The sequence below is a fragment of the Fictibacillus sp. BK138 genome (genome assembly GCF_004216955.1).
GTDB lineage: Bacteria > Bacillota > Bacilli > Bacillales > Fictibacillaceae > Fictibacillus.
This window is the reverse complement of the sequence record NZ_SGXL01000003.1, coordinates 92,095-112,910: the sequence shown is the minus strand read 5'-3', so window position 1 is coordinate 112,910 and position 20,816 is coordinate 92,095. Positions and strand designations below refer to the sequence as shown.

The 20,816-nt window shown below is 36.5% G+C and carries 19 protein-coding genes; 15 read left to right on the top strand and 4 right to left on the bottom strand.

Annotated features, from left to right (window positions below):
- Window positions 1–8 precede the first annotated feature (8 nt).
- From EV282_RS18505 to EV282_RS18460, 10 genes are all read left to right on the top strand, one after another.
- The gene (locus tag EV282_RS18505) at window positions 9–800 is read left to right on the top strand and encodes a hypothetical protein (RefSeq protein WP_130297374.1); all 792 of its coding nucleotides are present in this window, start codon (window positions 9–11) and stop codon (window positions 798–800) included.
- Window positions 766–2,739, top strand: coding sequence for a type IV secretion system DNA-binding domain-containing protein (locus EV282_RS18500; protein WP_130297373.1), 1,974 nt, complete (start codon window positions 766–768; stop codon window positions 2,737–2,739). The genes EV282_RS18505 and EV282_RS18500 overlap by 35 nt, the downstream gene beginning before the upstream one ends.
- Complete coding sequence (locus EV282_RS18495; RefSeq protein WP_130297372.1) at window positions 2,736–3,812, top strand: conjugal transfer protein; 1,077 nt, start codon at window positions 2,736–2,738, stop codon at window positions 3,810–3,812. The genes EV282_RS18500 and EV282_RS18495 overlap by 4 nt, the downstream gene beginning before the upstream one ends.
- 5 nt (window positions 3,813–3,817) lie before the next feature.
- Window positions 3,818–4,048, top strand: coding sequence for a TcpD family membrane protein (locus EV282_RS18490; protein ID WP_130297371.1), 231 nt, complete (start codon window positions 3,818–3,820; stop codon window positions 4,046–4,048).
- Window positions 4,045–4,434, top strand: a complete 390-nt coding sequence (locus EV282_RS18485) for a TcpE family conjugal transfer membrane protein (RefSeq protein WP_165389538.1) — start codon at window positions 4,045–4,047, stop codon at window positions 4,432–4,434. The genes EV282_RS18490 and EV282_RS18485 overlap by 4 nt, the downstream gene beginning before the upstream one ends.
- A 12-nt stretch (window positions 4,435–4,446) precedes the next feature.
- Window positions 4,447–6,897, top strand: coding sequence for an ATP-binding protein (locus EV282_RS18480; RefSeq protein WP_130297369.1), 2,451 nt, complete (start codon window positions 4,447–4,449; stop codon window positions 6,895–6,897).
- A complete protein-coding gene (locus tag EV282_RS18475; protein WP_130297368.1) occupies window positions 6,897–7,328 on the top strand; it encodes a lipoprotein in 432 nt (143 codons plus the stop codon). Before EV282_RS18480 ends, EV282_RS18475 begins: the two co-directional genes overlap by 1 nt.
- A gap of 11 nt (window positions 7,329–7,339) precedes the next feature.
- Window positions 7,340–9,235 carry a CD3337/EF1877 family mobilome membrane protein gene (locus tag EV282_RS18470; protein WP_130297367.1) on the top strand — a complete coding sequence of 632 codons (1,896 nt, stop codon included), beginning with the start codon at window positions 7,340–7,342 and terminating at the stop codon, window positions 9,233–9,235.
- A 93-nt stretch (window positions 9,236–9,328) separates the two neighbouring features.
- Window positions 9,329–10,354: a bifunctional lytic transglycosylase/C40 family peptidase gene (locus EV282_RS18465; protein ID WP_130297366.1), complete on the top strand. Its 1,026-nt coding sequence runs from the start codon at window positions 9,329–9,331 to the stop codon at window positions 10,352–10,354.
- A 16-nt stretch (window positions 10,355–10,370) separates the two neighbouring features.
- Window positions 10,371–10,910 carry a hypothetical protein gene (locus EV282_RS18460; protein ID WP_130297365.1) on the top strand — a complete coding sequence of 180 codons (540 nt, stop codon included), beginning with the start codon at window positions 10,371–10,373 and terminating at the stop codon, window positions 10,908–10,910.
- 102 nt (window positions 10,911–11,012) lie between these two features.
- On the opposite strand, the gene EV282_RS18455 is transcribed toward EV282_RS18460, so the two are convergent.
- Together EV282_RS18455 and EV282_RS18450 are read right to left on the bottom strand one after the other, a co-directional pair.
- A complete protein-coding gene (locus EV282_RS18455; protein ID WP_130297364.1) occupies window positions 11,013–11,300 on the bottom strand; it encodes a hypothetical protein in 288 nt (95 codons plus the stop codon).
- 41 nt (window positions 11,301–11,341) lie between these two features.
- Window positions 11,342–11,608: a DUF6678 family protein gene (locus tag EV282_RS18450; protein ID WP_130297363.1), complete on the bottom strand. Its 267-nt coding sequence runs from the start codon at window positions 11,606–11,608 to the stop codon at window positions 11,342–11,344.
- A 747-nt stretch (window positions 11,609–12,355) separates the two neighbouring features.
- Between EV282_RS18450 and EV282_RS18445 the strand changes: the two genes are divergently transcribed.
- Window positions 12,356–13,204, top strand: coding sequence for an STAS domain-containing protein (locus EV282_RS18445; protein WP_130297362.1), 849 nt, complete (start codon window positions 12,356–12,358; stop codon window positions 13,202–13,204).
- A gap of 366 nt (window positions 13,205–13,570) precedes the next feature.
- Here EV282_RS18445 and EV282_RS18440 read toward each other — a convergent pair whose 3' ends face one another.
- Together EV282_RS18440 and EV282_RS18435 are read right to left on the bottom strand one after the other, a co-directional pair.
- Window positions 13,571–13,813, bottom strand: a complete 243-nt coding sequence (locus EV282_RS18440) for a hypothetical protein (protein ID WP_130297361.1) — start codon at window positions 13,811–13,813, stop codon at window positions 13,571–13,573.
- Window position 13,814: 1 nt separating this feature from the next.
- Window positions 13,815–14,039: a hypothetical protein gene (locus EV282_RS18435; protein WP_130297360.1), complete on the bottom strand. Its 225-nt coding sequence runs from the start codon at window positions 14,037–14,039 to the stop codon at window positions 13,815–13,817.
- 567 nt (window positions 14,040–14,606) lie between these two features.
- Here EV282_RS18435 and tcmP point away from each other — a divergent pair.
- The 4 genes from tcmP (at window position 14,607) to EV282_RS18415 (ending at window position 20,396) form a co-directional block, all read left to right on the top strand.
- Window positions 14,607–15,872, top strand: coding sequence for a three-Cys-motif partner protein TcmP (gene tcmP, locus EV282_RS18430; protein WP_130297359.1), 1,266 nt, complete (start codon window positions 14,607–14,609; stop codon window positions 15,870–15,872).
- A gap of 61 nt (window positions 15,873–15,933) precedes the next feature.
- On the top strand, window positions 15,934–16,653 hold the full coding sequence (locus tag EV282_RS18425; protein WP_130297358.1) for a DUF5131 family protein: 720 nt from the start codon (window positions 15,934–15,936) through the stop codon (window positions 16,651–16,653).
- Between the two features lie 879 nt (window positions 16,654–17,532).
- Window positions 17,533–19,677, top strand: coding sequence for a DEAD/DEAH box helicase (locus EV282_RS18420; RefSeq protein ID WP_130297357.1), 2,145 nt, complete (start codon window positions 17,533–17,535; stop codon window positions 19,675–19,677).
- Complete coding sequence (locus EV282_RS18415) at window positions 19,674–20,396, top strand: DUF2290 domain-containing protein (protein WP_130297356.1); 723 nt, start codon at window positions 19,674–19,676, stop codon at window positions 20,394–20,396. Before EV282_RS18420 ends, EV282_RS18415 begins: the two co-directional genes overlap by 4 nt.
- Window positions 20,397–20,816: the final 420 nt, after the last annotated feature.

Sequence of the window (20,816 nt, the reverse complement as noted above, 5' to 3'; positions counted from 1 at the left end):
TGTTTTCCATGTTGAAGTATACGTCGCTAAAAGAGAAGGATATCGAGTATCTTACGTTTATTTTGAGAAATGGCATGGTCACAGCTAAGCAGATCATGTTGAAATTTAGAGAACCAAATATTCATCGGGTCTACCGGCGCTTAAGAAAATTAGAGGAAAAGAAATATGTGAGACATGAGAGAATCGCTCACAAGGTCGGGGTTTACTTGGGAACACTTGAAGCTCGAAAATTAACAAATGTGAGTGTAACGGTTCCTACTAAAGCTTCCGTTTATACGATGCAACACGATCTTCTATTGACGGATCTGGTACTGTACTACGAGTTTCAAGCAGAGAACCAAGGGGTTGAATTTAAATATCGAACCGAAAGAGAGATTCGCCACTCGATGATCGGAGAAGGGGATAATCAGACTAAATTAAAAGTGTACAACGCTAAACGAGACAGGATACCAGATGCGGTCTTCTTCTTCAAAGCTCTTGACGGTAGAGTAACGACGACTTGGGTAGAACTAGAACTCAATAAAAAAGAACGAAAGCGATATGATGAAAAGTTTAAGCTGTTTGAAGCCTTCCTTTCAGATGGACGAATCACAGATCAGCCCTATAGTTACGATCAAGTTATGTACTTTGCGGATGATATTAAAATCCATAACGTGATCAATGAAGCCAAAGAACGAATGATCAATGCCAACAAGATAACCATACGAAAGATTCCACCTGTTATTATCAACGAACGTTGGGAAGAGGTGATGCCACGTGGATCCGATGGCGAAACATCAAGAACAGACACAGCAGACTGAAACGGACAGAATGATCGGTGACCTTGTCATCTATGGTTTGATCGGAATCATTGGAATTCTGTTTTTTCTTCCGGCCCTACTCGGAATGCTGATCTTTGCCATTTTGCACTTGTTCAAACGGGACTGGCTTTTTTATGCAGCACTTGTATCAGGAATTGTGATTCTTTTTTGGCAAGTTCAAACCGGGAGTATCCTCACCTATTTTGGATTGATCTCAGAAATGAACGCACCTTACCTTTCTACGGGTGCTGAACGATTGTTAAATGACGGGAATGCTATCACCGTCTCCTATTCTTCCTATGTGGTATTAGGAGGACTCGCTTTACTCTTTTCATTTGTATTCTTCATCTTTGCTAAGTTTTTTTGGAAAAGAAGAGTGACGACTAAATCGGGTGAAGTACAGAAGCAGAAGGCGGAACAACGTTATAAATCCTTCCGGAAAAATCGTGTGAAGTTTCTGGCCAAAAAACAACTGCTCTATCGGAAAAGACCTTCTAAGGAAGTGTTTGTCGGGTATACCGATTTCAAAGAGCGTGTGTCTCTTGAATCGAAGGAACTCAACTACCACATGCTTGCGACAGGTGGAACGGGTACAGGGAAAACCACGTTAATCGCATCGTTAATGGAAGCCGCCTTGCAACAAGATAAACCCATCATCTTCGTTGACGGTAAAGGCGAACGAAAATCTATGCTAGAGTTTAAAGCTCTGTGCGAAGCATATGGCAGAAACGTATTTCTTTTTTCTGAAATGGATGATCTCACGTATAACCCCATCAAGAATGGAACCCCTACCGAGACACGAGATAAGCTCATGTCCCTGTTTCAATTTTCGAGTGAAGGAGACGGAGCGTATTATACAGACATCGCTTCTCGGTATCTGCAACTCATCATCAAACTAATAGATGAAGCAAACGCGCCTCGAGACATACAAACCATTGCCAAGTTAACCAACCTCAAGTATATGAATCAGTTTTTTAAAGAACATAGCAGCACGGAAGAAATTGAGGAAGAGTTTGAAGTGGAAGTAGAAGAAGAAGTCGTAATCCAGAAAGATAAACAAGCTTCTTTGGATGATGATTTAAGTGATTTCATGACTTCTCCCACCCCCCAAAGAGAGACTGTGAAAAAAACCGTTAAAAAGAAGCGTATGCGATCTGTTACAACCCTTCAAGAGGGCTTGAAACGTATCAAGAGCATACTAGATGATGAATTTCCTGAAGAGATCGTGGAAGGTTGTCTCACTCGTCTGAAAATGCAATTAGGGGAACTTCTAGAATCTGATTTAGGACATTTGTTCATCGAAAGTGAAAATGGAATCGACCTTCAAAAGATAACCGATCACAACGATGTCGTGATCTTCAGTATCTCCGGGAGTCGTTATGCTGATTATATTCGGAAAATTGGGAAAATGATAATCTTAGACGTTAACAGTTTGGTCGCTTATCGCCAGGCGAGAGGACGTAAATCTATCTTTGGTATCTATGATGAGTTTTCAGCTTATGGTGACCGTCGAATCGTCGACATCGTTAATAAGTCACGTTCGGCTGGGTTCGAATGTATCATTTCTACTCAAACGTTATCAGATATAGACGCTGTTGACCCTATCATGACGGAGCAAATCATCTCAAACTGCAACGTAATCGCGACAGGACGTGTCAATTCTTCCAAGGATGCAGAGCGTATCGCGCAAGTTTTCGGTACGTTTTCTGATCAAGAGATCACGCAGCAGATCGAAAAGAAATATCCTCATCTTCGTTATGAATCAGAGATGGGTACGGTACGAGATGTTGAGCGATTTAAAGCGAACCCAAGTGAGATAAAAAATCTGCAGATCGGTGAGATCTTTATCAATCGAAAAATGGTAGAGGAAGAAGACAGTGATACTTATTTCCGCCGTGTCTATGTACGAAACGCCTTAGAGTTGGGAGGGATTAGATGACTTTTTTCGGCAAGTTGAAAGGTGGGCTGAAAAGAAGCGCATTTCAAGGAAGAAAGAAGGTCTTGAAAGATGAAAGGCGATTGAAATCTTCTCGTTTTAATGCAAGGATGGCGTTCTCATTCGTGTTTTGGATGGTCTTAGTTGGTGTTATCTTTATCAGCTTTCAGTCATGGGCTCGGACGGGTTTTTTAAACGAAAAAGTAAACGGATATCAGAACAAATCAAGTGAGCAGATCGCCAGTCTAAATGAGGTTGGTTTTGCCAATTCTCCTGCAGGAGAAACCTATGCTAGCCGGTTTATCGATACGTATATCAATGTCTCAAACGATGAAAAGGAACGAGAAGAACGAGAGAAAGCACTTCAAGGATTCTTGGCTGAGGGATTAAGGGTAGGAGGATTAGAGAACCTCACAGACTTCCAAGGTAAACGAGTTTTGAAGAGTGCTAGTTTGTATGATGTAAAGGACGTTGGGGAAGAAGCTGCCAGTTATGTTTACGAAATCGAATATGAGCTCTTCAAGACATTAGAGAAAAAAGAACAGGTAGATGTGAAGAAAGAGAATGCAGGGAAAGAAGAAGTTGCAAAAGAGGAAAAAGTGACGACGCAAGAGGAATCGCTTGGAACGAAGAAACAAATGATCGTCGTTCGCCTTGGAACGGACGGGAACTCATTCAATGTCATCGAACAGCCCTATTACCAAGCTCTACCGAGTGAAACAAGAATGACAGCAGTGCAGGACCAAACCGATCCATCCAAGAAGAACGTGAAAGTCGAAGATGAAATACAGCAGTTTGCCACACAGTTTTTCACTTCATACACCACGAATTCTACTCAGGAAATGTCTTACTTGATGGAGAACCCGGAATCTTTAAAAGATCTTTATCAATACAAAGGGCTTGAAGACTTTGTTGTTTATGATGGGGAAAAGGAAGGACAGTATATTGTGAAAACCCTTGTTCTCTTACAGGAAGGTGATACGGGACTTCAAACGAAACATCCGTTTACCCTAATCGTGTCTAAAGAGAACAATAAATTTTATGTGCAAGCACTCAAACACACATTAGGAGGATGATTCAAATGCCGGATATTACAGGTCTTACCGATTACGTTTCAGGTCAGGTTGCAGCCGTCCTATTTATCATCATGGTCGTCATGATCGTTAGAGCGTTCATCTCACAACGGTGGGGACAGTTCTTTTCCAGCTTTATCTTTGCGGTTGTCTGCTATGTGATCGTGGCGAATCCAGGGGAATTTGAAAGCGTGGCAAATGCGATTTGGGATCAAGTGAAAAGCGGTGGTTTAAATTGAGGTCAGCTGCCTATAACTACCGAAAGTTCTTTAGGTATCCTTTGAAAATCTGGAAGATCGGAAAAGGCGAAAAATCACTCGTTTTCTCTAAAGGAATCGAGGTTAGACAAATCCTTGTGGCTGCTTTGCTTTTTGGTATTCTATTTCTCTTCCGAGGAAGTATCAATCAAGTTTTACCTACGACTCTACAGCTCGCCTTTTATGCCGTTTTGCCGTGGATAATCGCAGGGGCAATCTGTAGAAGCCGGCTCGATGGTAAACGTTTAGACCGTTTTTTCATCGGTTACTTTCGTTATCTGTTCAATAAACGGTTCAGTTACAGCAATCATAAACCCGTTTATCAGCCACAAATGAAAAAGGCGCAAACTTACGAGCAATTTCAATAAGGTGGTGGACCCATGATACAGTTTCCGATCCAATCGTACCAAGATAATGTCATCTATACGCATGATATGGAGGCCTGGGCTTATTACCGTCTGCACGAAAACACCGTAGGCGTAAATGAGCAAGAAGCTGAGAACAATCTTGTAAGTCGACTTCAGAGACTCGCTTGGCAGCTCTCAGCATTTGAGGAGATCGATTATAAAATCGTTCCGATCCCCGTTGATATCGACAAAAGGATGGAAAGGTTAAAAGCGCAGTATGAAGGAAACTATGCCGAAACAGGAAGATATTATGCGGAACGCGCGAAAGAGATCTTACGAGAAGAAGCGAAAAACGTTGTAGAATATAAATTCTTTATCGGTGTGAAACTGAAACGCCAGGAACTAGATGATAACCTAATCAGCACCTTCTCTTCCTCCTTTAAAAGTATGAACCGTTATCTACAGAAACTTGCCGGTTTTGGAGGGCATGAAGTCGATCATTTGATCGTCGACATGTTCGCGGAATCAGAAGAGGATGCTTATACGACGATCAATAATTATTCAGGCGCGTATCGGCTAAAAGAGAAAGAATTACGTTATATCATCCGTCATCAGTTTGTCAGAGGACAGATTCAGCCCGATGGTGAAGGCAGTGTTTACAGCCTCACCGAAGGGATACTTGATCCCGGAAAAGCTGGCTATGTAAACATCAAACAACTGGATGAAGAATCGTGGTGTGCGTTTCTTCCGGTTTCAGAGTTTCCGATCGATTTAAGTTATAAGCAGTGGGCTTATTTCTTTCAGTCGTATCATTTTCCTGTTGAAGTAAACATGCGTACCGTCTACAAACATAAAAAAGAGGACGAGAACCAAACGAACAAGATCAAAAAGCGTTTTCGTGATCAGGATGCTCAACTCATTGAAGCAAACGAAGATGATGACAGCTTAATCAATACGGGGCGCGAACTGTTGCACGAATTAGAGAATCAAATCAAAAATCAAGGAAAACCACTTCTTAGAGCGCACATCAACTTGGTTGTCTATGGCAAAACAAGAGAAGAAGTACGAAAAAGAGCGAGAAGGCTCAAAATCGACTTTAAGGATCAACAGATAGAGATTGTGCAACCATTAGCCGATCAACTCCTATTATTCCATCAATCATTACCTGCAGCTAAAATCGTAGCCGAAGATTGGGAGCAAATCCTTACTCCTGAATCTTTCGCGGAATCCCTTTTTTCACTGACACGCAAAATTGGCAACACGGTCGGTTTTTATCTTGGGAAAAACATCTCCCATGAGGGTGAAAGTATCGAAAACTCTCAATCTCTTGTTTTTTACCATCCCTTTTTAGCTCACTTAGGTTTAAAAGGTTCCAAATATTCCTCTCCACATGTCACCATCTCTGGACCGACAGGTATGGGGAAATCGTATCTCTTAAAAGACATCTTACTCAATTCCGTGTTTTTCGGGGCAAAGATCTTGATGACCGACCCAAAAGATGAAGTGGAAAAGAAATTCAAGCAGTCGCTTACGCCTGAAATGCAGAAAACGGCTCCATTTTTTAAAAAGTTAATCGAAAGTTTTAACTACATCACACTTTCCAGTGAAAAGAAGGACGCCGGGAAACTGGATCCTCTTACCTTTCTTCAAGGAGAAGAGGCGCAGGATGCAGCTGTTGGTGTTTTAGAATATCTATCCGAACTTCAGTCCAACGAACGGAACGTGAAGACCGCCATCTATAAAGGGGTCCGTCACATCATGCAACAAGAGAAAAAGCCAGGACTTCTAAAAGTCGTTCGTTATTTACAAACGTCTAGTGACCAAGATGTAAAAAATGTAGGCGATCTTCTTTATGAAATCGGAACGAACGGGGTAGCCAAGCTCATGTTTTCTGAAGGGGATGTAGAAGGGATCAGTCTCAATGAGCAGGTCAACATCCTTCAGATCCAAAACTTGAATCTTCCGGATGAAGGAGAAAAGGCTGCCACTCGTGACGAACATATTGCCGTTGCACTCATGCAGCCGTTAGCCAAATTCGCAACGAAATTCGCGCGTGATGATTCCGTTGTAAAAATGACCATCTTTGAGGAAGCCTGGATGCTGATGAATACCAATGCAGGTGATCGGTTGATCAATGAGTTGCTGCGGACAGGACGATCTTTACGCTCAGCCGTTTATATCATCACGCAATCTACTTATGAATACAACAAACCACAGATCAAAGAAAATATCGGGACGAAGTTTGCATTTAAAGCAAAAACAACTGAAGAGGCGGCGAACATCATCGAGTTTCTTGGCATGGAGGATAACAAAGCGAATCGGGATATGCTAAAGAACCTCACGGAAGGTCAATGTATCGTCGAGGATATGTACGGGCGGACGGCCAAAATTCAAACAGACGTATTGTTTGACGAATGGATCAGTGCCTTCAACACAAAAGAAAACGATCGTGGAAGAGCAGAAACCGAGGAGGCGTTCATCTAATGAAAAAACTAGTATTCTTATTTATCACTTTAATTGTAGTTTTAACAGGATGCAGTCAAAATACATCTCCTGAAGAGATAGCAGATACCGCATATAAGTGGGAAAAGGCAAAGTTTGATAGAGATTATAAAAAGGAACAAAAATTCATTTACGAAAAGGGCTCATATGAAGTTCATAAGACAGCAAAAAAAGTTAATTCAGGGTTGAGATATGAAGATATTCGTTTTGAAATATATTACGACAAAGAACTAGAGCAATATTATGTACTTGCAGATTTTGATAATCCCAATGGTGATAATGCGGTAGAGGAAAATATTGTATTACGCGAAAGAGATGATATGTGGAAGATCGACATAAGTAAAAGTTCGGATATTGTCAGGGATGAAATTAAAAAGGATTATAAAAGAGAAGCTTGTATCCACTGTAAATAAGGAGGGATTAGATGAACTTCCTAAAACGTTGTATAGCTTTATGTGTAGCTCTGCTGTTCCTTCTTATACCAACGGCTTCACTTGCGGAAGATCCTTCGCCAACTGTTCAAAAAAAGGAAGAAACTGTAGGGCGCGTGACACTAGAGAGCAAAGAATATCCCCTAGATCATTATAAGATGGAAGCTGACATTGGAGACGGACTGAAAGATACAGGCGATAATGCCTTACACTCTATCAATCAAGGAATGTGGGGATTTAATAAAACGATCGCAAGCTTTATCTTATATTCGATCAATCAGCTCATGTCTTTTGATTTAATCAGTACCATAGCAAGTGAAGCAGGTATCATGAGTGAACGAATCTATGAAATTATGTCCGGGACATTCCTTTCCTTGTTTATCATTATTGTTGGAGGAACAGCTGCTTGGAGATATTTTGTTAATCAACAAGTCGGTCATGCAGTAAAAGCCATTGTAGGAGCTTTAGGTATCATGGTTATCACCTTTTGGTTTTACTCAGATGCGACCGGAAACATTAAATGGCTGAATGAAAGGGGCGCAGAACTTGAAGGGATAGCAAGCTCTGCAAACGTTCTTGTTAGTTCCGACGAATTCAATAGCAATGCAGCTTATAATCCCAACGAAGGAATTGCGGTATTAGAAAATCAATTGTTTAACCTGATGGTGAAACGTCCGTATCTACTCTTGAATTATGGTTCGACAAAAGAGAGTGAAATAGTAAGTGAAGATCCGAACAGAATAGACAAACTTCTAGAAATTAAACCATATTCAAAGGAAGGAAAAGAAGAAAGAGAAAATATTGTAAGTGATGAAGTAAATAACTTTGATAATAAGCAAATGACACCCGATTTTAGTGGAGAACGATTTGGTTTCTTAAGTGTCACTATTATATCTACAGTCGCCCTTTCGATACCGGTCTTGTTATTAGGGATTTTTAAGTTCTTGCTTCAAGTATGGTTTTTGGCACTCGTGATTTTTACTGCCATTCCACTAGTTCTTTCACTTATCCCTTCTTATAGTGAAAGTGCCTTAAATCATGGAAAGAAAATCGTAGGAGTTCTACTCATGAAAGCAGGATTGGTCCTTTTAATCGCGGTTATTACTGGAATTGTTACTTTGCTTTATGAATCGGTTAAAGTCACCAACGGAGTAGAAGGCTATGCGTTTGTTGTTTTCCTTATTTGTATTACTATGTGGGGCTTATTCAAGTATCGAACTGAGGTCTTTGAGGTCGCTTCTAGTGGCATGATTCACGGCCAACAAGTCGTAGAAAGAGCGACAACTAGTACATTTGGCAAGATGAGCGATACGGGAGAGAAAAGCGTTAAAGGAGCAAAGCGTATGGTTGGTACAGCTTATAAAAACCACCAACATAAAAAACTGCGTGAAAGTTTTCAGTCAGGAGAAGAAGGTTCGGGACGGAAAACTTCTACAAGGAGTGCAGCAATGATAGCAGGAACAGCTAAACGATCAGCATCACGAAATGCAGGAGTACCTATCGTTCATTTAGATGATTACAAAAGTGGAAAAGGTGAAGGAGTTAGTAAAAACCACAACTCTACTCGCAAGATGCCAAATGCTAACCGAGAGGTTTCAGAAGCTCGAAATCCTCATTTAAAAGTGTCAACAGAAACAAGAAAAAACGGAGAGACTCAACCTCCTAAGCAACACACAGTAACTAAACATCAGACATCCTCTTACCGTATGCCGGCTGGAAGAATAGATAGCAAGAGGGAAGTGGCAGCTGCAAGAGAACCCCATAAACATCTAACAAAGTGGGAAGCCCAGCAACAGATAAATAAGAGAAATGGGAATCCTCCTTCTGCAACAATCAAGAGGTCAAAAGAAAGAAACCCGAGAGTAAAGGAATCAAAACATCAAAAATGATGTTGGAGAAAAGCGTTTTGACGTAATTACATAGTGATTCATGAACCATTACCTGTGTGGTTGCGTCAGGATAGCTTTTAGAAAGGAGAGCATATGCAAGGCGTTTTAAAAAAAGGTGCAAAGTCTGCAGCGACCATAACCATTCTTAAAAACCCTCTGACTTGGATCATTGCAGGTATTCTTCTTCTTCTCACATCTATTTTTGGTATCTCACTATTCCTTTCTATCAGTTTAGGTGGTGAGAATCAATTTGAATCAGGTATGACAGGTGGAGCAGGACAAGTATCTGCTGAAGTATTACGATACGAACCACTGATACGTAAATATGCAGAGGAATATGGGATCGGAAAACATGTAGGACTAATTATGGCCCTTATCCAACAAGAAAGTGGAGGCAGGCATTTAGACGTTATGCAGGCGTCTGAATCGATTGGTCTTCCTCCTGGAACTATTACAGACCCTGAATATTCCATACAAATCGGTGTGAAGTACTTTGCAGAAATCTTAAAGCAAACTAAGGGTGATATCCAGTTATCTTTGCAAGCTTATAACTTCGGAAATGGGTTCATTGGATATGCTATAGAACGCGGGGGTTATTCTAAAGAAGTTGCAGCGGAATTTAGTGAGATGATGGCAGTTAAAATGGGATGGTCCAAATATGGTGACGTAAATTATGTTCAGCATGTACTTCGCTATTACAATACCGATAACGGAGAAGTAGTGGTAGTAGGAGATGGGACACAACGATTTGATGTTAAAGAAGTTCATAACATCATGGAAGAGTTTCTTGGCCGACCTTATGTGTGGGGGGGCAGGACGCCTGCTGCAGGAGGTTTTGATTGTTCAGGATTGCTCGAATATGCTTTTGGACAAGTAGGAATTGATCTATATGGTACAGCTGAGTCCCAATACAACAAAACCGTCCCAATCTCTGAAGATCAAATCAAGCCTGGGGACCTAGTGTTCTTCTCCACGTATAAGCTAGGACCATCTCATGTAGGTATGTACGTAGGAAAAGATCAGTTCATTAATACAAACAGCAGCAAAGGAACATCTTATTCATCTGTAGAAGAATGGAAAAGGCTATATCCTTTCTTAGGCTTTAGACGAATTCAGTAACGGAGGTGAAAAGGTTATGGAGTCTAGACAAAAGAAACACTATGTATTACTAATGATTGGATTTTTCGCAGCTCTGGTCGTTGTCATGTATGTTTTTAGTTTGCGGTCACAGTTGCAAGAAGTAAGAGCCAACCAAAATAATTATGAAGAGAAAATAGCCACACTATCTTCTATCCAGAACACGGACGCATTAGAAGTGAATCGAAAGTTTTTAAATAGCTTTTTCACCTACCAAACTACTACTGAAAGGTATGAAAAAATTAAGCCATTGATGACGGATCAGGGATACAAAGCAACTCATCCTTCTGGAACAGAACTACCAAATTCCGAGCAATCCGTAAAGTCTTTAATGACAGGATTAAAGGCTTATGAATATCAATCTTCCAAAACGGAATTTGAATTTTTCAATGAATTCAAGCTTTCCACAGAGTATAATAATGTATCTAATACTGAAACGGTGATAGTCAAAACCTTTCTTATTCATGTGAAACAGCAAGGTTGGAAAATCGATGATGTAGAATTTGTCGGGGAATTAACCGGGCGTTCTACTTCTTAAAGGAGATATAACTAGTGTTGTAAGAAAAGTAGAGGAACTAAGCAGAAGCTTTAGTCTTATTAAAGTAAAAAGAGTTACGATGATTGGAATTGAACTTAATGCCTATCTTTCTGACCAATCTTCATTAAAAATGCCAAAGCCTTCTGCAAAACCGATACATTCTTCAATTGAGTCAAGAAGATAATCATTTTGCACTTCCCAAACCTTGTCACACAGAAATAGATAGTATCTGTCGTCTTTATCGTATTGTGCAATTGCTAATGCGGTTATTGGTACTTCATTTGTTGAACCATCTTCCTCTTTAAAAACCATTAAACTTAGTTGTTTAGTAGTGTCGTTTTTGGTGTACATTAATACCTTTGCACCGTCTAATTCAAGTGGAATACTCATAACACCCTCCTAAAAAAAACACCCGTTACATGAAAGGGTTTTTAAAGATAATTAACAGATTTACCGATTTCTACGTACCCATAAACCCTGACCACATCATTTAATATCTCTCCAGGAACGTGAATGATATTAAGTATTTCTAAAACATCATTCATTATTTCTTCGGTTTCTGCTTTTATCTCCAACCATTCAATGGTCTTATATCCGCCCAGCTTAAAATGATAGTACCATTCCCCGTCCCAAGGGCAAATGTAGCCAGTTTCAATATCTTTTGTTCTCCATTGTCGATTGTTTGGATAGTCATACATTTCTATCCTAATTTCTCCCACTTTGTATCGTTCATTACTTGCTGGTATTGATTAAATTCCACTATTTAAACACCACTATTCATGAATATCTCTTTAAGACAATTCTATAATTATTAATGGGAATCCTTCTTCAACTATCTTGCTACGTTTGTTTGTTTAATAATTTCATCGGATTTTTACTCTTACTTTTAATTCAGTTCAACGGCCACTTATTCCTTTTACATGACCATAGTTATTGTTACCTTGCTAAAACCTATCCGAATTAGGATTTAAGATAAAAAAGCGGTCTATATCCATCTGGAAATTCAACTTTCTGTTATGTGTGGATTGGACTTTACCCTCTGTGAGAACCTTTTAACGTTAAACCTCGCTCAGGAACTTCTCGCTGAAAAACGTTCACTGTTTCTTTCCCTGTGTTCTGAATAGCTATGGATCTTTAGGTCTATGTGATCCTTCAGAATCTAAGTATGTTTCATTAAATTCATAAAGTTTTAAAACTATGTAGTTGAAAGGTATTTTTTTATTTAACAGTTATAAAATATATTTTAATATACAAATCATTGTTAAATATGACATATAAATATATGTCATAATTATTTTATAAAAGTTAAGTTTATACATCTCCTGAAAAATTTATCTGATTGGAATATGAACGGATGATTATGCTAGAGGTTCCTTCAAAATAGATATTCTATATTATGGTAGTTTATAATGGAAATAGAATGATTTAAGGATCTGGAGGATAAAATGAAGAACGAAATTAAGCTAGTTGGGGATATGATTCAAAAACGTAAAAAAGAAATTGCAGAACAAGTTCATTCAGACCGGATGTCTGGAGTGGTCATGACACGAACAGAAAAGGAAGAGTTCGAGAAGATCGAGCCAAATATCATGGAATTGCGTGCTTCATTCATCACTCTTTTTGGGGAAGCGTTAACTAATATGGATGAAAAAGAAAAATCAATTGAAAAAATATCAAGATGGGGGAAAGACACTGGAGAATATCTATTTCAGTTAGGAGCCCCTCTTGATGAAGCGTTAAAAGATACTAGTTTTTACCGGGAACACATATGGAGAGCCATTGAAGAAGAGGCGATGAAACAAGGAATGTCAGCTGCGACCATCTTTCGGATCATCGAGATCCTCGACCCGCTTTTAGATCATGCGGTATATTGTTTTAGTTTAAACTATGTACAGTCTTTTCAAAAAGTTCTCGAAAAGGCCAAGTCTGCTTTCTTAGAGTTATCGATTCCTGTTGTTCCCTTGATCAAAGGGACGGGAGTACTCCCACTTATCGGTAACATTGATACGGAAAGGGCACAGTTATTGATGGAAGAAACGATGAATCAGGCTATGAAGTTAAACTTGGAACACTTGATCATCGATGTATCCGGTGTGTTGTTCGTCGACACGATGGTTGCTGATCAGTTGTTCAAAGTCGTGGACGCATTATCGCTATTAGGGGTAAAGACAGTTCTGACAGGAATTCGTCCAGAGGTGGCACAAACCATGGTCGGATTGGGGTTGAAACTAGATAGCCTTCATATAAAAGGTAATCTTCACCAAGCCTTTATCGAAATAAAAGAGCAAAGATAAGAAGCGGGCCCTGCCGCTTCTTTTTTTTAAAAGTATAAAAGAATCTTCTGTTCAGCTTATCAGATTTTTTATAGTCCCGAGGCTTAAGGGAGCACAGTTACTTAAGAGATTGGATAATAAGAGCATAGCGTGCGGTCATTTCTTCTTTAACGTATAGCAGGATAAAGCACGATTAAAAAGCTTAAAGCTTCTTGAATCTAGGCATCATGACTCCAAATCTAATATCTTGCTATGATGTCACATGTTAACCTCTCTATGCTTTTTTTGATTATAAAATAAAAACTATCGTTAATTCGTCGCAATTAAATAAATACACTTTTTAAACATAAAACAACTCTCCAGGAACTAGAGAGTTGTTATTTGTTCTTATTCATAAAATTGCTGCCATTCTTCGGGTGTTAACTCATCGGGTGTGATGCCTTTTTGTTTACAATAGGCTAACATGGGACGCAGTTTGGTACGTGGCTTCTGGAGTCTATTCAAGGTGAAAACTCCATCTATAAATACATCGTCAAAGTGCTGCAAGTCTTTTTTTATATCATGTTCACTCACCCTTCTTACTCTTAGGCCGCGTTCTGTCCTCTCGATTACCTGTATCATCTTATCCATGTTACACACCTCCTGATAAGTATGTATTCACGTTCTTTTTAGAACTCTGAGGATAAAAGATCATGGGATGTCCGCCATCTACGTCGTCCTTGAAACCACCAATGAAAGCTCCCATTCCTTGATAGAGCGGAACTTTACTGGTTTTAGAGGAGAGCATCACATGTCCATCAAAATGTTCTAAGCTATACCAGCATGCAAAAAACACTAACGTTTTTCCGACACCCATGTATCTTCTGTAATAATCATATGCTATCCATTCTTCATTCCCTCTTTTTATGTTGTCTCAATTGTAACATACCTGTATATTTCGTTGGTTTGGTAATGATTATTGAGGAGTTTTGATAATATATTTATCTTTTTTATATAAAATAACATCATATATGTATATGTTAATATATATGAAAAAATCAATTGAGTAAATTCATAAGACCTTATTTATAAAGGTAAGTAAACCTATATAGTTATTATTGTGTGATTTACGAACTATCATTAATCATAATAAACAACTAAATAAATGCGTTCACAAAACTACTAAAGTAAATTTACAAACGTTCATATTAATTACATGCTTTAGCAAACGATTTGCAGCTATGGATTCTCATAAAAACTCATTTACAATAAAATACATTTTAACCAATAATATGATATAATTTTTTAATAGGCTAGTAGGTAAAGAAACAGAATAATATTGCTTGCAGCCAGAGTTGATCGATAGTTGGATGTTATTGGATATTTAGTGGTAAGGTCAGGACTATTGAGTGGATTTAAGTTTATTTTGTAGGAGTGTGTATAAATGAGTGTAAAGGAAAAACATTTTCAAAAAAGAGACATTCAAACAGTACTTAAACATATCTTACTTGAAAATTATTTAGTTCGATGGGCTAAAGTATTAAGTAACGCTTCTTTCGGAACAAATTTAAAACGAGTCCACTTTGTGGATTGTTTTGCTGGTAAGGGAACTTTTGATGATGGAGATCACGGTTCACCTAAAATTGCATCAGAAAATCTTTTTCATTTACAAGGGTCACTCCAAAAAAAATATGAGAAAAGTATTAAATTTTTCATCCACACAATAGAAGCACATAGAGAATACTACAATGCGCTGCAAAGTTTAAAACGACAAGCCCCTTTCCCTGAACAAGTTTCAAACAATTATGGGACTTTTGAAGAACATATAGACAATATGTTAAGAAAGACTAAAGGTTATCCATCGTTATTTTTTATTGATCCATTTGGATATAAAGGATTACCTATGCCGAAAATTCAACAAATTTTAAATCAACAATCACATGAAATACTAATAAATGTTATGAGCTACTCCCTTGTAAGAAATCATAATATTAAAAATAACCAGTTGCCTCTTAAGGAATTTTTTGGACTTAATGAACTTAATGAGGATATATCAGAATATTTAGAGATAGCAACAGAAAATAATATTACTACATTACAAACTAAAAACTTGCTTCAATTAGAAGATAAAATTATTGAATTATATAAAAGCCAATTAAAGAAAAACTCAGGAGAAGAACTCTTTGTATTAAGCAAAAGAATTTTTAGTAAACTTAATCCTAATGTTTATTTTCATCTCGTATTTGCTACTAAAAACTTAGAGGGATTACGACAAATGAAAGAGTCAATGGTAGATTTTGAACAATTGAAAATAACTGCAGAAGATAAGTACATACGCAATTATCAATTAGGCGGAATCACCGTAGAAAATGATCTTTTTTCTGATGACGTACAATCTTCTTCTTATGAATATAGAGATTTTTTGAATGATTTTTTGAGTCAATTCAACAATAAAAAAACAAGCTACTTTGAATTTGTTAAATTTTATTTAGAAGAAACTCCACTTCCATTTAGGTCAGACGTGGATAAATCAATCTATAACTTTATGAAAAGACTTTCAAAAACAAAATCACTTACCTTTTTATCCCAAAATAATACGATATCTACAATAAGAAATGCTAAAGAAATTATATTCACTGCTCGTTTAAATAAAACTTTAATTGATGATCTTTGTGAAAGCGATAAGATGGAACAACTGAAACTATTTTAGACAAAACAGAACATAAGTTCTGTTTTGTGGTATAATTTACTTATAAAGGAGGGATGATACTATGGCTGGTTCTTCAAATATTGAATGGACGGAAGCTACATGGAATCCCGTTACAGGCTGTACAAAAGTGTCTGAAGGTTGTCGTAATTGTTACGCACACCGGATGTCAAAAAGACTTCATGCTATGGGAAACAATCGTTATGTTAACGAATTCAAGGTAACTTTACATCATGATTTAATTAATAAACCTTTAGAATGGAAGAAACCTAAAAGGATATTTGTTAATTCTATGTCTGATTTATTTCACAAAGATGTACCTGATTCTTTTATTTTATCTGTATTTGATACCATGATTGAGGCTTCTCATCATACTTTCCAAGTTTTAACGAAAAGAAGTGAAAGATTAGCAGAAATGGGACATAAACTTCCCTGGGCACCAAATATATGGATTGGTGTTAGTGTTGAAAATGATAGAGTCATTAATCGAATTGATCATTTACGAAAGGTACCAGCTGATGTACGTTTCTTATCCTGTGAACCTTTAATCGGTCCTTTAAACAAATTAAACTTAAATGAGATTCATTGGGTAATAGTAGGCGGAGAGTCCGGTCCTGGTGCAAGACCTATGAAAGAGGAATGGGTCACTGCCATACGTGATCAATGTATAGATCAACAAACTGCATTTTTCTTTAAACAATGGGGTGGTGTTCAGAAACACCGTTACGGTCGTATATTAGAAGGAAGGACTTATGATGAATATCCTGAAGAAGTGATTCATTAGACCTTAATTTAAGGTCTTTTTTTATTTATTTTCTCAATAATACTGTTTTTTTCTAACTAATTTTTCATTCCGATTACTTGTTATACATGAATGCCTTTTTTTAGATTAATATGGATAAATAGTATGAAAACCTAATTATCATTTATCCGTAATTATCCTTTCTTGATAAGATTTTATGCAAGATATTAGAAAGTGACAAGAACAACTTTTTATAAAAAAATAAGTTTAACGGATAAAGTTTAAAAGATCTTGATATTGAACTCCTTTGGCCGCTCATGCGAAAGAAATAAGACTAGTAGGTGATTTAAACAACTGGGGATGTGAATTTTACCGTTATCTTATTGAATTATCGACCATTGATTTAGAATTCGAAAATGATGTTTATTATCACAATAATGATGATATTCAGGTTTGGATATATATAATAAAAGATGATTAATCATTTTAATTCTAAATAATCTATAATCGGGTGCATTTTTCATGAAGTAGGTCTTTCTAGTCGAGGGCTTTAAAACGTTCTTTATCAATCTGTCCTGTTATGAAGTCAATAATCATTCTTCATTCCCTCTTTTTTGTTATCGAAATTATAACTGTTAATTCTAACAAAATTAAGTTCAATATTTTCCTGCTTTTTAGGTAAATTATAAATAAATCCTTAACTTTTCCTGGGAATATTATGAATTTTATAAAAAGGACGATAAAATAGAATGAATTGATTAAGTCATATGGTAATAAACTGAGCTAGGTAGGTTCCTAGAATGTTTCAAAATATCTTCTCCTTTAAAACGTGCATTATAAATTTATTAACCATAGCCAACTTAACAGGGATGCCAATTAAGATAGGTTTAAAAATACATTGAAATAAGAAAGAGGTTAATTATGTTAGAAGTAGTAATCCCCTTTTCAGAATATAATAACGATGATGAAGCTATAGCATTCGTTAAACACTTACAGGAAAATCAGAAAAACCTAAAATTAGAAAATGCTACAATATATTATAAATTTCCGATGTTTAAAGAGTTTGATGAAGAAGTAAAAGCTCCTGGATTTTTAATAATAAGTCCTGTTCACGGAGTTATTATAATTACTAAGGAAAATAAAAGCCACAGAATGTTAGATGATGAAGCAATAGATGTGATCTATGAAGAAATAGACTCTATCTATAGTTTAATTCTTTCAAAATTAATAAAAATAACGGGATTAAGAAAAAAAAGATCAAGAAATGAATTGAAAATTCCTATAAACTCAATTATTTATCTTCCCAATTTTGAAGAAACATTAGAGGAAAACGAAGGGGATAATTATTTTGCTAATAGCTTAATTGGTGTAACCCAAGTATTAAATGCTATTGAGGTTAATCCTATAGATGAAGCAGTGTTAACTGATATTTACTCTGTAATAGACGGGACACGGAGTATGCCAAGGCCGGTAAAACGTGATGTAACTGATGTTGAAGACAGAACAAAGGGAGCAATTTTAAGTAAATTAGATTTACAAATCGCTAAGTTCGACCAAAAGCAAAAAATAGCAGCACTTACAATTATAGATGGCCCTCAAAGGATTAGAGGTATGGCTGGCTCGGGTAAAACAATTATTTTAGCGATGAAGGCAGCACTGATTCATATGGAGAATCCAGATGCAAAAATTTTATATACTTTCTATACAAAAAGTTTATACGATCAAATAAAACAATTAATAACTAGGTTTTATAGAATGCACGAAGACCATGATCCTAATTGGGATAATATTCATATATTGCATGCTTGGGGTGGAAAGACATTGCCCGGTGTTTATTACAATACATGTATTTCTAATGGCATATCTCCCTTAAATTTAGGTGAAGCTAAATTTGGTGCGAGTAAAGCTAAAATGAATAACTTTGAGTACGTGTGTTATGACCTTCTTTCAAGAACAAAAGGGAAAGTTAGAAATACATATGATTACGTACTAATGGATGAGGGACAAGATTTTCCAAAAACATTCTACTGGTTATGTAGAAAACTGGCGGTTAATGATCGTTTGGTTTGGGCTTATGATGAATTGCAAAATATATTAGATATAGAACTTCAGGAAACGATGGAACTTTTTGAAAATGAATTTGGAGACAAAGGGTTTTCATTATCAGATTTACAAGAAAATCACCCATATCAAAATAACGATATAGTTCTTCATAAGAGTTACCGAAACCCAATGGAAATTCTATTAGCTGCCCATGCAGTTGGTTTTGGTTTGTACAATGATAAAGCCATTCAGATATTAGAGAACAAAGATCATTGGGAAGATTTAGGTTATGAAGTAAAAGAAGGGAAATGCTTTAAAGGTGAACACACGGTTATCCACCGGTCAAAACAAAACAGCCCTTCTATTATTTCAGATTATTTCACCTTGGATGAAATTATACAAACGCATAACGCTTCCGATGCTGATGCCGAAGCAAAATGGGTTAGTGATTTAATCAAAGAAGATATTGAAAAAAATTTATTACCTGAAGACATCATGGTAATAAGTTTGGACGATAAGTATGCAAGAAGGTATTTTGAAAAAATTGAAATGTTATTGGAAAAAGAGAATATTTATGTAAACAACTTGCTTAATTCGTATAGTGGTGACAATTTTATCATTCAAGGGAAAGTTACACTAACAACTGTTTACCGTGCAAAAGGTAATGAGTCAGCAGCAGTATACGTAATAGGAGCTGATAGTTTAAGTAATGGAAGATACGATATTTTATCAAGGAACAAATTGTTTACGGCTTTTACGCGCTCAAAAGCTTGGCTAAGCTTATCGGGCGTTGGTACGAATTTCAACTATATAATTGAAGAAATAAATAAAGCTAAGATTCATTTTCCTGATTTGGTATTCGAATATCCAGGATTTGAAGAAATCAAAACACTACGGAGAGAATTAGCTTTAGAAAATGCAGAAATGAACAAAAAGCGTGAAAAATTATTGGAAAGATTAGATGAGCTTGGCTTAGATAGAAACACAGCATTAAACCTATTGCAAGGTGAGAATGAAAAATGACAATTTCACCTGCAAAAATTTTTATAGATTATAAAGATGCTAAAAAGATATTGAAACAATTAGAGATTAGTTTTATTGAAGAGAAAGAGAAGGCGACCTCTCTTCGTAAGTCTGATCTTACTAAAGAATTTATTACTCATTCTTACAAAAACGATTATAGAAATACCTACAGGATTGCTAGAGAAAATTTAGATTACAATCTTCTAATTGAAGAAGACGGATCAATCTTTCAGTTTGGTTATGAATTGGACGGAAATGAAAAAATTTGTGATTTAAGATATGCCTATTATGAAGCACCCTCAATTCAAGTTAGTTATGAAGAATATCTACATGATTTAGAACTAAACATCGAGGAATGTGGAGAGGTATTTTTTGAAGAATACTCTCAAGCATTAAGTGAGGGTGAACTAAAGAAAAATGTAACTAGTGTTAGGTACGACTTTAGCATTGAACATCGGCAAGAGTTAATTCATCCAGTATCTCATATCCATATTGGTCAACAGAACGACATAAGAATCCCTGTTTCATTTATCATGACACCGAAAAACTTTGTAGCTTTTATAGTAAGGCATATCTATTGGAACAAATGGAGAATTGGTATGATAGATCCACATTTTCGAGAAGACTATTTATCTAGTTATTCTACAGGAGAAGTAATGGGAAGTGTATTGTTCTCAGCTGAAGAAAAAAGGGATTTATGTTTTAAATTTAATGTCTAACTGCATTAAGCATTTTTTTTTGTTAGTAGTCATTAGTTCAGATACTAAATTATTGGTATTTATAAAAATTAATTGATAGAGTTTCAATAGAAGAATTAGAAGAGAATTATTTATTTTTTGTAATAGAGTTGTTGAGATAATAGATATCAGAAAGGTAGAGGCGAAGGAGTAAGTAAAACTGGTTGTTATTCCACAATCAGAAGATACGTTTGTAAAGATAGATATAAAATAAATAAATATTTTATTTGGTTATTTAGGTCAGTGCATTACTTTATTTCTTCGTTTTTAAAATTTACCACCTGGGCTACAACTTTAAAACATTTTAAAATACACTTACTTTTTAAATGAATTGATTTTATGCGGTTTTACAGCATTATTATACTTAGAAATATACATTGTATAGTTCCTCTCTCAAGTTCA